The organism is Paraburkholderia sp. (assembly GCF_035656215.1).
Lineage (GTDB): Bacteria > Pseudomonadota > Gammaproteobacteria > Burkholderiales > Burkholderiaceae > Paraburkholderia.
Window position 1 is genome coordinate 1 of sequence record NZ_DASRSY010000222.1, and the last position, 14294, is coordinate 14294.

The window sequence follows — 14294 nt, forward strand, 5'->3', positions numbered from 1 at the left end:
CACCAAACGATCAGGCGCGCTTGAAGACCAGCGTGCCGTTCGTGCCGCCGAACCCGAACGAGTTCTTCAGCGCGACGTCGATCTTCATCTCCCGCGCGGTGTTGGCGCAGTAATCGAGATCGCAGGCCGGATCCTGATTGAAGATGTTGATCGTCGGCGGCGACACCTGATGGTGCACGGCCAGCACGGTGAACACGGATTCCAGACCGCCGGCGCCGCCCAACAGGTGACCAGTCATTGACTTGGTCGAATTCACAACCATGTCTTTGGCGTGGTCGCCGAAAGCGCGCTTAATGCCGGTAGTTTCAGCCAGATCGCCGAGCGGAGTGGACGTGCCGTGCGCGTTCAGGTAATTCACCTGATCCGAGTTGATGCCCGCGTTCTTCAGGGCAGCCAGCATGCAGCGGCGAGCGCCGTCGCCGTCTTCCAGCGGTGCAGTCATGTGATAGGCGTCGCCGCTCATCCCATAGCCGCTGACTTCGGCATAAATCTTCGCGCCACGCGCCTTCGCGTGTTCGTACTCTTCGAGCACCATCACGCCGGCACCCTCGCCCAGCACGAAACCGTCGCGATCCTTGTCCCACGGACGGCTCGCCGTTGCCGGATCGTCATTGCGTTGCGACAGCGCACGCGCCGCCGCAAAGCCGCCGACACCGAGCGGCGACACGGTGGATTCCGCACCGCCAGCGATCATCACGTCGGCGTCGCCGTATTCGATCAGGCGCGAAGCCTCGCCGATACAGTGCAGACCTGTGGTACATGCGGTCACGATCGCCAGATTCGGACCCTTGATGCCGAACTTGATCGACAGGTGACCCGAGATCATGTTGATGATCGACGCCGGCACGAAGAACGGCGAAATGCGGCGCGGGCCGCGATTCAGCAATTCGGTCTGCGTGTTTTCAATCATCGGCAAGCCGCCGATGCCCGAACCGACCACCACGCCGATGCGCTCCGAATTTTCGTCGGTAACTTCGAGACCGCTGTCCTGCATCGCCTGGATGCCGGCTGCGACGCCGTAATGGATGAACGTGTCCATGTGGCGCGCTTCCTTACCGGGGATGTAGTCCTCGATATTGAAGCCCTTCACCTCGCCGGCGAAACGAGTCGAAAAGTTCGACGCATCGAACTTCGTGATATTGGCAATACCCGACTTGCCGGCGACCAGATTGGCCCAGCCGTCGGCAACATTATTGCCAACAGGCGAAATCAGCCCCAGGCCTGTAACAACAACACGACGGCGGCTCACGGTAACCCCTTTTTCATAGATGACAAAAGCAAAAGCCACAGCGGCCACAGGAACCTGCCCTGTGTGCCGTGTGGCTGTTAAGCGCCCCCACACCTGGTGCTTCACACCAGGTCCCCCCGAGGGGGTAATCCCCAAAGGGGACTTCCTGCGGGGCGGAAAACGCGAGGCGGCCCGGCGTTTTCTTGAAAGTCGGCAATCGCGCGGAAACTTGCGCTTTCAACATCGCTGGCTCCTGCACGGCAAAAAGCGCCAGCCCTGCTGGCGCCGGAAACCGGCACGGCAGGGCGTCATACGCCGCCAACGCAGAAACGCAGGCGCGAATGACTTTAGGCCTTGACGTTCGCGCGAGCGTAGTCGATCGCTTGCTGAACGGTGGTGATCTTCTCGGCTTCTTCATCCGGAATTTCCATGCCGAATTCGTCTTCGAGGGCCATCACGAGTTCAACGGTGTCGAGCGAGTCGGCGCCGAGGTCGTTCACGAACGAAGCTTCGTTCTTGATTTCAGCTTCTGCAACGCCCAGTTGTTCTGCGACGATCTTCTTGACGCGCTGTTCGATATTGTCCATTACCCCTCCAAGGGAAAAGAAGTTCAAAAATACAGGTGCGCGCATTTTATCAGGTTTGACCCGGCAAAAAAGAGGCGCATCGGGTTCCTGTCAAGGCATGCGCCTTACGCTTTTGCAAACGCATCAAGGCGCGGATAGTAACCGAATTTTGTTACGACATGTACATTCCGCCGTTCACATGCAGTGTTGTGCCGGTGATATACCCCGCTTGCGGCGACGCGAGGAACGCCACGGCATGCGCGATATCGTCCGGGCTGCCGAGGCGGCCGAGCGGAATCTGGGTCTTCAGCGCGGTTTGCTGCTCTTCCGGCAACGTCTTGGTCATGTCGGTGTCGATGAAGCCCGGCGCGACGCAATTGACGGTGATGCCGCGGCTGCCGATCTCGCGTGCAAGTGCGCGCGTCATGCCTGCCACACCCGCTTTCGCGGCTGCATAGTTGACCTGCCCCGGGTTGCCGGCCGAGCCGACCACCGACGTGATGTTGATGATACGGCCACCCTTCGCCTTCATCATCGGACGCAGCACGGCGCGCGACAGACGGAAGACCGACTTGAGATTGGTGTCGATCACCGCGTCCCAGTCGTCGTCCTTCATGCGCATCGCGAGTTGGTCCTGCGTAATGCCGGCATTGTTCACCAGCACGTGCAGCGCGCCGAATTCGTTCACAGTGCCATCGATCAGCGCTTCGGCTGCTGCAGCGTCGTTCACGTTGAGCACCGCGCCGCGGCCGTTTACGCCGGCTGCAGCAAATGCTTCGGTAATCGCAGTTGCGCCGCTTTCACTGGTCGCCGTGCCGATCACCGTCGCGCCTTGGCGCGCCAGTTCCATCGCGATTGCACGGCCAATGCCACGCGACGCGCCCGTTACGATTGCGATTTGCTTGTCGAGAGTCTTTTCCATCTGTCAGTCCGGATGCCCTTTCGGAGGGCTGATTGATTCTTGATGTCGGTCTTGCGGCCTATGACGCGGCGTTCAGCCCGCAGTCACAAGCTTGAGCGTTTCTTCGAGCGAAGCCGGATCGAACACCGAGGCGCCGACCAGATTGCCGTCAATGCGCTTCGTCAAACCCGCAAGGACCTTGCCAGGACCGCATTCGATCACATGCGTGATGCCTTGCGCCGCCATCGCCTGCACGCTTTCGACCCAACGCACCGGACCCGCGGCCTGACGCACCAACGCGTCCTTGATCTTTGCCGGCTCGTTGACCACCGCGACGTCGACATTGTTGATCACCGGAATCGACGGCACCTGCACGTCGACGCTGGCCAGATACTCGCGCAATTGATCCGACGCCGGCTTGAGCAGCGACGAGTGGAACGGCGCCGATACCGGCAGCGGCAACGCCCGCTTTGCGCCCTTCGCCTTCGCGACTTCGCAGGCTTTTTCGACGGCAGCCTTGTGACCGGCGATCACGACTTGCGCCGGCGCGTTGAAATTCACCGCTTCGACAACGCCCGCGATCGACGCTTCGGCGCAAACCGCGCGCACCGTGTCGTCATCGAGGCCGAGAATCGCAGCCATACCGCCAACGCCTACCGGCACAGCCGTTTGCATAGCTTGCGCGCGAAAACGCACGAGCGGCACAGCATCGCGAAACGCGATCGCGCCAGCCGCGACCAGCGCGGTGTATTCGCCGAGGCTATGACCGGCGACGATGGCCGGCTTCGGGCCGCCCGCCTGCTGCCACGCGCGATAAAACGCATACGCGGCGGTCAGCATGACCGGTTGGGTATTGGTGGTGAGGTTCAGATCTTCGACGGGGCCTTCGGCGATCAGCTTGCCGAGGTCCTGATTGAGCGCATCGGACGCTTCCTGAACCGTCTCACGCACGATCGCGTGATCGGCGAATGCGTTGAGCATGCCGACCGACTGCGAGCCTTGCCCAGGAAAAACGAATGCAAATTTCATCTCGTCCCCAAAATCGATGTTGTCAGATGTGGGTGGCGCGCCCGGTTGATGGCGAGCGCGCTCAAGCGTATTCGAGCGCCGCGAAAAGCGCTCGCCATAACGTCGCCGCTATCAGTAGCGGATAACCGACGCGCCCCACGTGAAGCCGCCGCCGACGCCTTCGATCAGCACGTTCTGGCCGCGCTTGATGCGGCCGTCGCGCACCGCGACATCAAATGCGAGCGGAATGGACGCAGCCGACGTATTGCCGTGCTCGCCCACCGTGACGACCATGCGTTCCTGCGGCAAGCCGAGCTTGCGGCAGGTGCTTTGCATGATGCGGATATTGGCCTGATGCGGAATCAGCCAGTCGATTTGATCAGCCGAAAGATTCGCTTTTGCAAGCGCCTCGACCGCGACCTTTTCGAGCACATTGACCGCGAGCTTGAACACAGCCTGCCCGTCCATATGCAGGAAGGCGCTGCCCTCGATCACACCGCCGTTCACATTGCCCGGCGTGCAGAGAATGTTCGAATGGCTGCCATCGGCGTGCAAAGCGCTCGCCAACACGCCCGGCTCTTCGGACGCCTGCAGGATCACCGCGCCCGCACCGTCGCCGAACAGCACGCAAGTGGTACGGTCCTTGAAATCGAGAATGCGCGAGAAGGTTTCTGCGCCGATCACGAGCGCCGTGCGATGCTGGCCGCCGCGAATCAGACTGTCCGCCATCGCAACCGCGTAGGCGAAGCCGGAACAGACGGCCTGCACGTCGAATGCCGCGCCGTGGTTCTTGATGCCGAGCTTGTTCTGCAACAGGCACGCGGTACTCGGGAACACGAAGTCAGGCGTAGAGGTTGCAACGATGATCAGATCAATGGATTGCGGATCGATATCAGCCGCTTCGATCGCGCGCTGCGAGGCGATCAGCGCCAGGTCGCTGGTGGCGACATCGGGTTCGGCGAAGTGGCGCGCATGGATGCCCGTGCGGGCAACGATCCATTCATCGCTTGTCTCGACGCCCTGCTTGGCGAGACGTTCAGCCAGATCCTGATTGGTGACGCGCCCGGGCGGCAGGTAGCTGCCGGTGCCCAGCACGCGGGAATAAATTGTCGATTGAGCCATTATGCCTTCGAGGATTGCGCAGCGTAGGGCTCGGCTGGCTGGCCTGCGATCGGGCTTGCTTGACCCGCACCGCTCGCGTCGCGCGCCGCCTGTTCCAGAGAATTTGCATTCTCTTCCATTGCTCGCGCAAGGCGTTCCAGCACGCCGTTTTTGACGGCATCATACCCGCGTTTGATAGCCCACTCAAACCCATAGGCATCCGCCGAGCCGTGGCTTTTGATCACCAACCCGCGCAGGCCCAGCAATGCGGCCCCATTGTATTGCCGATGATCGACGCGTTTCTTGAAGCGCATCAATACCGGCAATGCGAGCACCGCCATCACCTTGGTGAGCCACGAGCGACCGAACTCTTCCTTGATGATGTTGGAGAGCATCTGCGCGAGGCCTTCCGACGTTTTCAACGCGACATTACCGACAAAACCGTCGCAGACGATCACGTCGACCGTGCCCTTGAAGATGTCGTTGCCTTCAACGTTGCCGTGAAAGTTAAGTGTACTCGCGCGCAGCAGTTCGCCGGCACGCTTGATGGTGTCGTTACCCTTGATGACTTCTTCGCCGATGTTGAGCAGCCCGATGGTGGGCCGCTCGCGGCCTTCGAGCGCGGACACGAGCGCGTGCCCCATCTCCGCGAACTGCAGCAGATGCTGCGGCTCGCAATCGACGTTGGCGCCCAGGTCGAGCATCATCGTGTAGCCAGTGGGATTGGGTAGCGCAGACGCGATCGCCGGGCGTTCGATGCCCGGCAGCGTCTTCAGCACATAACGCGAGACCGCCATCAGTGCGCCGGTATTGCCGGCGGAAATGCAGGCTTGCGCCTCGCATTCCTTGACGCGATTCAGCGCCACGCGCATGGATGAGTCTTTTTTCTTGCGCAGCGCGACTTCGACCGAATCGTCCATGGCGACGATCTCGGAAGCAGGTACGACGGTCAGCGCCGGCAGGTCTTGAGCCTTCAACTTCTTCAGCTGCGCACGAATGGCACTTTCAATGCCGACGAGCAGCAGCTCGGCATCGGGATGCGAACGAACGAAGTTGACGGCAGCGGGAACGGTCACGGACGGGCCGTGGTCGCCTCCCATGCAATCTATCGTGAGCTTTACTGTCATGGAGTGCGACGAATTTCAGACGCCCTGCATGGGACCGCAGCAAGCGCTAAAGCACCAACTGCGATCGACACAAAAAAGCGGCAGTTGAATGCCGCCTTTTTGCCGAGCCGGGAAAATGTCAAGCGAGCCGATCGCCACGCGAAACGCCAAGGGGCGCAACGCAATGGAACGATTAGTCGTTCTTCGTCTTGACGACTTTCTTGCCGCGATAGTAGCCGTTCGGGCTAACGTGGTGACGCAGATGCACTTCGCCCGTGCTCGGTTCCACGGCCAGCGGCGCTGCCGTCAGGAAATCGTGCGAACGGTGCATACCGCGCTTCGACGGCGACTTCTTATTTTGTTGAACTGCCATGACTAACTCCTAAAAATTTTCCGAATTCTAACACAGCCCGACCCGGTGTCCGCCATCGACCGAATGGCCAATGCGCCCGCTTCGCGCTCCCATGCAACTGTTCAGTGCTTCTTGTCGTCCGGCTCACCGCGCTTGAGACTTTCGAGCGCCGCAAACGGATTGGGCCGCTCGGGCTCACCGCCCTCACCAGCTTCGTCCGGCGCAGCCTCGTCGCCCTCGCCTTCTGCTCCAGCCACACCAGAGACGAGGCTCTCGTGCACTTCGGGACAAACCTCGTGCTTGGGCACGAGCGGCAAGGAAAGCAGCAACTCTTCTTCGATCAAGTCGATGAGATCGAACTGGCGTGAGCCCACGATCACTTCGACTTCATCCTCGTCGAGCGGAAACTCTTCGGCTTCCGCCTCAGTGTTGACGATCCGGTAAGTTGCATCGACATTGAACGTCTGCAGATACGGCGTCATGCACCGCTGACATTCGAGCCATGCAGCACCGTGAACCGCCAACCTTAAATAAGGCTGCGGACCCTCAGTGCCGTCGTCCTGCAATTCCGGCTGCATCGCCCCTTCGGCTTGCCAGGTGAACGCGGCATCGCGGTCTGGCGCTTCTGCCGGGACTTCGTTTAACATGCGCGGCAGTTGCGAGACGCGCACGACACCCGCGGCCTGACGCCCACTCCGCGCAAATTCGAACAGATCGAGATCATGCGGGTCGGGCAGACCAGCAGGGTTGCCAGGATGTTGAGTCATGTGCGCTCCTGCGTCGGCAAGGATTTCGCCGAGGGTAAATCGGTTTGCACGGCTTGCAAATTAGGTCCGCGAAGTTCAGAAAAAGGTTCGCTCACTCAATAGCATACCGATGAAAAGCCCGAAATCATATCCGTTTTGTCTTTTCGAGTCAAACACTTAAGCCCGTACACGCGCGAATTCCGCGCAACCCCGTACGTCCCGCCTCTCTAGCCGTGGGTTGACCATGCCAGATTCCCTCAATCGCCCGCCACGCCTGATTCTGGCGTCGAGTTCGCCGTATCGTCGCGAGCTGCTCGAGCGCCTGCGCGTTCCGTTCGAAGTCGTCGTGCCGGCAATCGACGAGACGCCGCTCACCGGCGAAACGCCCGAAGTGACCGCCCTGCGCCTCGCCGAGGCGAAAGCCCGCGCGGTGGCAGACAAACTCGGCGCCGGTGAAGCCGCACTCGTCATCGGCTCGGATCAGGTTGCCACTTATGACGGCCTGCAGATCGGCAAGCCCGGCGCGCATGACAAGGCGCTCGCCCAGTTGCAGGCAATGCGCGGCCGCGAAGTACTGTTCCATAGCGCACTGTGCCTGTTCGACAGTCGTTCGGGGGCGGTGCAAGCCGTCGACGTGATCACCCGCGTGCAATTCCGCGACCTGCCGGACGCCGCGCTGGACGCCTATCTGCGCGCCGAAACGCCTTACGACGTCGCCGGCAGCGCCAAATCCGAAGGTCTCGGCATCGCGTTGCTTGATGCCATTCACTCGGACGACCCGACCGCGCTGGTCGGCCTGCCGTTGATCGCACTGTCGCGCATGCTGCTCGCAGTGGGTTACCCACTTCTGGGGGCGTAATGAGCGGCACCTTATATCTGATCCCGAACACGCTCGGCGAAGGCGATGCCGACGCCCTCGACGCCGTCCTGCCCGCGCCGGTGCGCGCCCGCGCGGCGTCGCTGCACTATTACATCGGCGAAAACGCGAAAACCACCCGCGCTTTCCTGAAGAAGGTCGGCACCGAAAAGCCTATCCAGGAAATCGAGATTCGCGAATTGAATGTCAACACGCCGGCCGGTGAGATCGACAAACTACTCGCGCCGCTTTTGGCCGGCACCGACGCGGGCCTGGTATCCGAGGCCGGCTGCCCGGCGGTCGCCGATCCGGGTGCCCTGCTGGTGCGCCGTGCGCACGAGCGCGGCGTGAAGGTCGTGCCGTTTGTCGGACCGAGTTCGATTCTGCTGGCGCTGATGGCTTCCGGCCTGAATGGCCAAAGCTTTGCGTTCCACGGCTACCTGCCGGTCGACGCAACGGAACGGGCCAAGCGTCTGCGCGACCTGGAGCAACAGTCCCGCAAAGGCAAGCAAACGCAGATCTTTATCGAGACGCCGTATCGGAATCGCGCGTTGCTCGACACCTTGCTGGCGACGTGCGCGCCGTCCACGCTAGTGTGCGTCGCCGTCGATCTGACGCTGGAGACGGAAACCATCGCCAGCCGCACGGTGGCCGACTGGAAGAAAAAACCGGCGATCGATCTGCACAAGCGGCCGGCAATTTTCCTGATCCTCGCCGTCTGATCGCTGCGCCGCCTCAAATCGATCAGCTCGCCGGTCGCTGTTTAACGGCAAAAAACAGAAAAGCCCCGTGCGATCAACATTCGATCGCACGGGGCTTTTTCCGTATTGAATCACCGCAAGCTCATCTTCCCGCCGAGCGCCATCGCGTGAACGGCGCCACTGCCGACCGCCGCACCGAACTTGCGTGCCACGCGGTCCGTAATGCTCTCCTTGACCGTATAGTCGACGATATCCGGTGCCTTGAAGAGATCGCGCGCGACGTAGTCCGCGTCGCCGAAACCGTCTGCAAGACCCAGTTCGACACTCTTCCGACCCGTCCAGAAGAGGCCCGAGAACATGTCCGGCGTTTCGTGCAGGCGCTTACCGCGGCCCTCACGCACGGCGTCGATGAACTGGGTGTGGATCTGGTCAAGCATATCCTGCGCATGTTCGTCCATCTTCGGCGTTTCCGGTGAGAACGGATCGAAAAAGCCCTTGTTCTCACCCGAGGTGTGCAGGCGGCGCTGGATTCCCAGCTTGTCCATCAAGCCAGTAAAACCGAAGCTGTCCATCAGCACGCCAATCGAACCGACGATGCTCGCCTTGTCCACGTAAATCTTGTCGGCTGCCGCTGCTGCGTAATAGCCGCCCGACGCACACATGTCGCCGACCACCACATACAGGGGGATCGCCGGATACTTGGCACGCAGCCGGCGAATCTCGTTATAGATGATGCCCGCCTGCACCGGGCTGCCGCCCGGGCTGTTACAGCGCAGAATCACGCCTGCCGTGCCCGCATCGTCGAACGCACTTTCCAACGCAGTGTTGATATCTTCGGCGTTCGCATTCGTATCAGCAGAGATTTCGCCGTCAAGCGTCACCATTGCCGTATGCCGGCCCGTGGTCGTGACCTTGTCGCCGGAGAAATCGAAGACGCCCCATATCGCCACCAGCACGACGATCAGGAACACAAAGCGGAAGAAAATCTTCCAGCGCCGTGCCGCGCGCTGTTCATTGATTGCCGCAAGCGCAATGCGCTCAAGCGCGGCGCGCTCCCAGCCCGGCTCATCGGCAGGCGTGGGGGGGCGGCCTGTCAGGGACGGTTCCTTCGGTTCGGGAGTCAAATTGTCGGACATGCGGTGCAGTGGAAAAGTCGAAGAGGAGAAAATCAGGGCGTGGCCGGGCGCAGTTCGCCGTCGGGCAGCCAGAACACGGCGCGGCCTTCGGGCGTATCCCGCTCGTCAACCTGGACGGGACGCAACCGGCCGCCGCGGCATGGACCGCCTACGCATTTGCCCGTATCAGGCGCGTAAATCGCGCCATGTGTAGCGCACATCAAGTATAAACCGGACGATTCAAAGAACTGCCCTTCAGCCCAATCGAGCTCCATTGGCACGTGGGCGCAGCGATTCAAATAGCCGTATGCATGGCCATCATAGCGAACAAAAAAAACCACCACGTCGTCGCTGCCAAGCCTGGCTGCGCGCCGCACGCCAGCACCGCCGTCGACCAGTTCTTCGGAGGCGCAAATGCGAACGGCCTGCGCCACCGCTTCGGTCGTACCCGTATTCATGCGTTCTCTCGCAGCCAGCCGGACAGGTCGCTGATGCTCGACGCAACGAATTTTGGCGACAAAGCCGTCAACGAGCCGGCAGGATGCGCGCCGTATGTGACACCGATACCCGCAACGCCAGCGTTGATCGCCATTTGCAGATCGTGCGTCGTATCGCCGACCATCACCGTGCGCGCCGGATCCTGCCCCAGTTCACGCGTCAGCTCGTGCAGCATGGCCGGATGCGGCTTGGAGAAGGTTTCGTCCGCGCAGCGGGTGCCGTCGAACAGACTCGTCAGACGCGATTGATCGAGCGCGCGGTTCAGCCCGACGCGACTCTTGCCGGTCGCCACCGCCAGCAAATAACCTTGATCGCGCAATTCCTGCAACATCTCCCGCACGCCGACAAACAGTTCGGTGGTCTGATCCTTCACCAAATAATGGAAGCGATAGCGCTCCGCCAAACGCGGGTAATCGGCCGGATCGAGCGTGGGTGCGGCGATTTGCAGCGCGTCGCGCAGACCGAGGCCGATCACATAGCTGGCGGCCTCGTCGGCGGGAACCGGCAGACCGAGATCGCGGCACGCTGCCTGGATGCTGCGCGTGATGTGCGCGGTCGAATCCATCAGCGTCCCGTCCCAGTCGAAGACGATCAAATCAAATTGCTCTCTAGCCATGCGGTGTCGTCTCCGGGTTTGACCCACTTCGTAATTCACGTAATTCATTGAGCTGCGCAACGAAACTGCGGCATTCGGCTGGCAATGGCGCCTCGAACTGCACGGGCGCGCCGGTTGCCGGGTGCGTCAGCTTAAGACGGTAAGCGTGCAGGAACATGCGCTTCAGGCCAGGCTTGGCGTTGGCGCGGGCCAGCACCTTGTTCAGCGCAAAATCGCCGTATTTGGTATCACCGACGATCGGCAGCTCCAGATGCTGCAGATGGACGCGAATCTGATGCGTGCGACCGGTCTTCAGTTCCGCCTCGAGCAGCGCATATTCCGGCCAGCGGTCGATCAGATTGAAGACCGTGTGCGACGCGAGGCCATCGGCCTGGACGCGCACGCGCCGTTCGCCGTCCGCGGTCAAATATTTATGCAGCGGCTCCTTGACCGCGCGGCGGCGGCCCCAGTCGCTCGCCCATTCGCCGTGGACGCACGCATAGTAGCGCTTATCCATCTTGTTCTCGCGAATCTGCTCGTGCAGATTGACCAGCGCGGTGCGCTTCTTGGCGAGCATCAGGATGCCGGACGTCTCGCGGTCCAGCCGATGCACCAATTCGAGAAATTTCGCCTGCGGCCGCGCTTCGCGCATCTGTTCGATCACACCGAACGCGACGCCGCTGCCACCGTGAACCGCCACGCCGGCCGGTTTATCGATCACGAGCATGTGCTCGTCTTCAAAAATAATTTTGAAATCGGCGCTCGGCACCGGCGCCTGGGCGATCGCCTCGTTCGGTTGAGCGACGCGAATGGGCGGCACACGCACCAGGTCGCCCAGCTCGAGGCGGTACTGCGCGTCTATCCGGCCCTTATTTACACGCACCTCCCCGCTCCGCAGGATGCGGTAAATATGGCTTTTTGGGACGCCTTTGCAGACACGCAAAAGGAAGTTATCAATGCGCTGTCCGGCCGCACTGTCGTCGATCTCGATCATCGAGACCTGGTCGCTTGCGACCGATTTCTGGGATATTTTGCCTAACTCTTTCATTATGAATATAATTTGCCCAGCAGTCTGCGGCGGCCGGCGCAGTGTCCGGAATTCGGGCGGATTGCGCAGGCGCAAGCGATAAACCGTTATTTTACTTGCGCCGGGGTCTGGTTGCTCACCCTGAAAATGAGATGCAACATGTTGCACGCACGAAGTCAGTGCCCGGCAGGGACGGCGCCCACAGGCGCGTTCGGTCAAGGTCAGCTTCGACGGTAACGGAATTTTGGTAAAAAAGAATTTAACTTTCAGCTTCAGTATCGCGCGGTCAGACACCCTGCTATACGAAGCTGCGAGTTGCGAAAATACGGCGTGCGCCCGAGGCGTCTTGTAGAAAGTACAAGACATGGCGACGTCAAAATGAGGCGAGACACCCCCAGCGAGAAAAGACGCGCCGACTGCGCGAACTTCCCGCTGCGGCATGACCGCAGCCTTCGACCCTCCGGTCACGCGCCCAGTTGGCGCACCGGCGCGAGTGGACAAAAGGCTTATGAAGGTCTGCTGGCAGAACCCGCGGCGTGTCGGGTCATTATTTGAAGCCGTGTTCGCATGTGCCCTGCGGCACCGCGCCCCTTTTTCAATGGGGCCGGGCCCTCCCAGGCAATTCTCCTGCCATTTTTCCCGCTCCAGCGTGCTTGTGAAAACACAATAAGGCGCGGCATGCCGCTGCCCTCCTGGCTCTCGCGACTGACAACCGCGCAGCCGAGGGCTAGCTAAGCCGCCTGGAGCCGTTCAATGAAACGAATGTTGTTCAACGCGACGCAGCAGGAAGAACTGCGCGTCGCCATCGTCGATGGGCAAAAACTCATCGATATCGACATCGAAACCGCCGGGCGCGAACAGCGCAAAGGCAATATTTACAAGGGCATCATTACCCGCATCGAGCCCTCGCTCGAAGCATGTTTCGTCAACTACGGCGAAGACCGCCACGGCTTTTTGCCGTTCAAGGAAGTCGCCCGCCAGTATTTCCGTGACGGCGTCGACATGCGCTCCGCGCGCATCCAGGACGCCCTCCGCGAAGGCCAGGAACTGATCGTTCAGGTCGAAAAGGAAGAACGCGGCAACAAGGGCGCAGCCCTCACCACCTTCATCTCGCTCGCCGGCCGGTATCTCGTTTTGATGCCGAACAACCCGCGCGGCGGCGGTGTATCGCGCCGGATCGAAGGCGACGACCGCCAGGAACTGCGCGAAACCATGGCGCAGCTGCAATTGCCGGAAGGCATGAGCATCATCGCGCGCACGGCCGGTATTGGCCGCAGCGCCGAAGAGCTGCAGTGGGACCTGAACTACCTGATGCAACTGTGGCGCGCCATCGAGGCCGCTTCGCAAAGCGGTTCGAGCGGCCAGCCGATGCTGATTTACCTCGAATCGAGCCTGGTGATCCGCGCGATTCGTGACTATTTCCAGCCGGATATCGGCGAAATCCTGATCGACACCACCGAAATCCATGACCAGGCCCGCGCCTTCATGGACATCGTGATGCCGGACAATGTCAGTAAGGTGAAGCGGTATCACGACGACGTGCCGCTGTTCTCGCGCTTCCAGATCGAACACCAGATCGAAACCGCGTACTCGCGCACGGTGCCGCTGCCCTCCGGCGGCGCCATCGTGATCGACCATACGGAAGCACTGGTCGCGATCGACGTGAACTCGGCGCGCGCTACCAAGGGCGCCGACATCGAGGAAACGGCTGCACGCACCAACCTCGAAGCCGCCGACGAAGTGGCCCGCCAGTTGCGCCTGCGCGACCTGGGTGGCCTGATCGTGATCGACTTCATCGACATGGAATCGGCCAAGAGCCAACGTGAAGTCGAGCAACGCCTGAAAGACGCTTTGAAGCACGACCGTGCGCGCGTCCAGATGGGCAAGATCTCGCGCTTCGGCCTGATGGAACTATCGCGTCAACGTCTGCGTCCGGCTTTGTCGGAAGGCAGCCATGTGACGTGCCCGCGCTGTAACGGCACGGGCCACATCCGCGATACCGAATCGTCCGCGCTGCAAGTGCTGCGGATCATTCAGGAAGAAGCGATGAAGGAAAACACCGCGGCGATCCATTGCCAGGTGCCGGTCGAAGTGACCGCCTTTCTGTTGAACGAAAAGCGCGCGGAAATCAACAAGATCGAATCGCGCTTCAAGGTCAACGTCGTTCTGATCCCGAACAAGCACCTTGATACGCCGCACTACAAGCTCGAGCGCCTGCGTCACGACGATGCGCGCCTCGACGAGCCGCGCGCTTCGTGGAAAATGGCCGAAGAAGCCGCCCGCGAACTGGAATCGGAAACCGGTTACAGCAAGCGCGCCGAAGAAGTGAAGCCGAAGCAGGAAGCCGCGGTCAAGGGCATCACGCCTGAGAAGCCGGCCCCGAGCGCGCCGGTCCGTCCTGCGGCAACCCCGGCTCCGGTGGCAGTCACACCGGCCGGCGGCGGTTTTATCGGCTGGTTGAAGAATCTGTTCGGCGTGCAGCCGGCCGCACCGG

The 14294-nt window shown here is 61.2% G+C and carries 15 protein-coding genes; 3 read left to right on the forward strand and 12 right to left on the reverse strand.

Annotated elements, in window-relative coordinates:
- Positions 1–10: 10 nt before the first annotated feature.
- The 8 genes from fabF to VFE81_RS12680 form a co-directional block, all read right to left on the reverse strand.
- Positions 11–1249 (reverse strand): beta-ketoacyl-ACP synthase II, encoded by a 1239-nt coding sequence (gene fabF, locus VFE81_RS12645; protein WP_325044920.1) that lies wholly within the window; start codon positions 1247–1249, stop codon positions 11–13.
- Positions 1250–1575: 326 nt separating this feature from the next.
- The gene (gene acpP / locus VFE81_RS12650; protein WP_004197638.1) at positions 1576–1815 is read right to left on the reverse strand and encodes an acyl carrier protein; all 240 of its coding nucleotides are present in this window, start codon (positions 1813–1815) and stop codon (positions 1576–1578) included.
- 151 nt (positions 1816–1966) lie between these two features.
- Positions 1967–2716: a 3-oxoacyl-ACP reductase FabG gene (fabG, locus tag VFE81_RS12655; RefSeq protein WP_325044921.1), complete on the reverse strand. Its 750-nt coding sequence runs from the start codon at positions 2714–2716 to the stop codon at positions 1967–1969.
- A gap of 72 nt (positions 2717–2788) precedes the next feature.
- The gene (fabD, locus tag VFE81_RS12660; protein WP_325044922.1) at positions 2789–3724 is read right to left on the reverse strand and encodes an ACP S-malonyltransferase; all 936 of its coding nucleotides are present in this window, start codon (positions 3722–3724) and stop codon (positions 2789–2791) included.
- Positions 3725–3835: 111 nt separating this feature from the next.
- Positions 3836–4825, reverse strand: a complete 990-nt coding sequence (locus tag VFE81_RS12665) for a beta-ketoacyl-ACP synthase III (RefSeq protein ID WP_325044923.1) — start codon at positions 4823–4825, stop codon at positions 3836–3838.
- Positions 4825–5931, reverse strand: coding sequence for a phosphate acyltransferase PlsX (gene plsX, locus VFE81_RS12670; RefSeq protein WP_325044924.1), 1107 nt, complete (start codon positions 5929–5931; stop codon positions 4825–4827). The genes VFE81_RS12665 and plsX overlap by 1 nt, the downstream gene beginning before the upstream one ends.
- Before the next feature lie 172 nt (positions 5932–6103).
- Positions 6104–6283: a 50S ribosomal protein L32 gene (gene rpmF, locus VFE81_RS12675; protein ID WP_006051932.1), complete on the reverse strand. Its 180-nt coding sequence runs from the start codon at positions 6281–6283 to the stop codon at positions 6104–6106.
- A 101-nt stretch (positions 6284–6384) separates the two neighbouring features.
- Positions 6385–7029 carry a DUF177 domain-containing protein gene (locus VFE81_RS12680; RefSeq protein WP_325044925.1) on the reverse strand — a complete coding sequence of 215 codons (645 nt, stop codon included), beginning with the start codon at positions 7027–7029 and terminating at the stop codon, positions 6385–6387.
- A 223-nt stretch (positions 7030–7252) separates the two neighbouring features.
- Here VFE81_RS12680 and VFE81_RS12685 point away from each other — a divergent pair, with 223 nt between their 5' ends.
- Together VFE81_RS12685 and VFE81_RS12690 are read left to right on the forward strand one after the other, a co-directional pair.
- The gene (locus VFE81_RS12685; protein WP_325044926.1) at positions 7253–7867 is read left to right on the forward strand and encodes a Maf-like protein; all 615 of its coding nucleotides are present in this window, start codon (positions 7253–7255) and stop codon (positions 7865–7867) included.
- Positions 7867–8586 carry an SAM-dependent methyltransferase gene (locus VFE81_RS12690; RefSeq protein ID WP_325044927.1) on the forward strand — a complete coding sequence of 240 codons (720 nt, stop codon included), beginning with the start codon at positions 7867–7869 and terminating at the stop codon, positions 8584–8586. Before VFE81_RS12685 ends, VFE81_RS12690 begins: the two co-directional genes overlap by 1 nt.
- Before the next feature lie 110 nt (positions 8587–8696).
- Here the strand turns inward: VFE81_RS12690 and VFE81_RS12695 are convergent, their stop codons facing one another.
- Genes VFE81_RS12695 through VFE81_RS12710 form a run of 4 tightly spaced genes read right to left on the reverse strand, consistent with a single transcriptional unit; the run spans position 8697 to position 11821 of the window.
- A complete protein-coding gene (locus tag VFE81_RS12695; RefSeq protein WP_325044928.1) occupies positions 8697–9701 on the reverse strand; it encodes a S49 family peptidase in 1005 nt (334 codons plus the stop codon).
- A 32-nt stretch (positions 9702–9733) separates the two neighbouring features.
- Positions 9734–10138 carry a Rieske (2Fe-2S) protein gene (locus tag VFE81_RS12700; protein WP_325044929.1) on the reverse strand — a complete coding sequence of 135 codons (405 nt, stop codon included), beginning with the start codon at positions 10136–10138 and terminating at the stop codon, positions 9734–9736.
- Entirely contained in the window at positions 10135–10794 is a 660-nt protein-coding gene (locus VFE81_RS12705; RefSeq protein WP_325044930.1) for an HAD-IIIA family hydrolase, read from the reverse strand. The genes VFE81_RS12700 and VFE81_RS12705 overlap by 4 nt, the downstream gene beginning before the upstream one ends.
- A complete protein-coding gene (locus VFE81_RS12710; RefSeq protein ID WP_325044932.1) occupies positions 10787–11821 on the reverse strand; it encodes an RluA family pseudouridine synthase in 1035 nt (344 codons plus the stop codon). Before VFE81_RS12710 ends, VFE81_RS12705 begins: the two co-directional genes overlap by 8 nt.
- 732 nt (positions 11822–12553) lie before the next feature.
- Between VFE81_RS12710 and VFE81_RS12715 the strand changes: the two genes are divergently transcribed.
- Positions 12554–14294: Rne/Rng family ribonuclease (locus VFE81_RS12715; RefSeq protein WP_325044931.1), on the forward strand; the 1741-nt coding region annotated here is incomplete at its 3' end.

What these genes read in the sequence shown, in the direction of transcription:
- acpP (WP_004197638.1), bottom strand. Translation starts at nt 1,815, where the DNA reads ATGGACAATATCGAACAGCGCGTCAAGAAGATCGTCGCAGAACAACTG.
- fabG (WP_325044921.1), bottom strand. Translation starts at nt 2,716, where the DNA reads ATGGAAAAGACTCTCGACAAGCAAATCGCAATCGTAACGGGCGCGTCG.
- fabD (WP_325044922.1), bottom strand. Translation starts at nt 3,724, where the DNA reads ATGAAATTTGCATTCGTTTTTCCTGGGCAAGGCTCGCAGTCGGTCGGC.
- VFE81_RS12665 (WP_325044923.1), bottom strand. Translation starts at nt 4,825, where the DNA reads ATGGCTCAATCGACAATTTATTCCCGCGTGCTGGGCACCGGCAGCTAC.
- plsX (WP_325044924.1), bottom strand. Translation starts at nt 5,931, where the DNA reads ATGACAGTAAAGCTCACGATAGATTGCATGGGAGGCGACCACGGCCCG.
- rpmF (WP_006051932.1), bottom strand. Translation starts at nt 6,283, where the DNA reads ATGGCAGTTCAACAAAATAAGAAGTCGCCGTCGAAGCGCGGTATGCAC.
- VFE81_RS12680 (WP_325044925.1), bottom strand. Translation starts at nt 7,029, where the DNA reads ATGACTCAACATCCTGGCAACCCTGCTGGTCTGCCCGACCCGCATGAT.
- VFE81_RS12685 (WP_325044926.1), top strand. Translation starts at nt 7,253, where the DNA reads ATGCCAGATTCCCTCAATCGCCCGCCACGCCTGATTCTGGCGTCGAGT.
- VFE81_RS12690 (WP_325044927.1), top strand. Translation starts at nt 7,867, where the DNA reads ATGAGCGGCACCTTATATCTGATCCCGAACACGCTCGGCGAAGGCGAT.
- VFE81_RS12695 (WP_325044928.1), bottom strand. Translation starts at nt 9,701, where the DNA reads ATGTCCGACAATTTGACTCCCGAACCGAAGGAACCGTCCCTGACAGGC.
- VFE81_RS12700 (WP_325044929.1), bottom strand. Translation starts at nt 10,138, where the DNA reads ATGAATACGGGTACGACCGAAGCGGTGGCGCAGGCCGTTCGCATTTGC.
- VFE81_RS12705 (WP_325044930.1), bottom strand. Translation starts at nt 10,794, where the DNA reads ATGGCTAGAGAGCAATTTGATTTGATCGTCTTCGACTGGGACGGGACG.
- VFE81_RS12710 (WP_325044932.1), bottom strand. Translation starts at nt 11,821, where the DNA reads ATGAAAGAGTTAGGCAAAATATCCCAGAAATCGGTCGCAAGCGACCAG.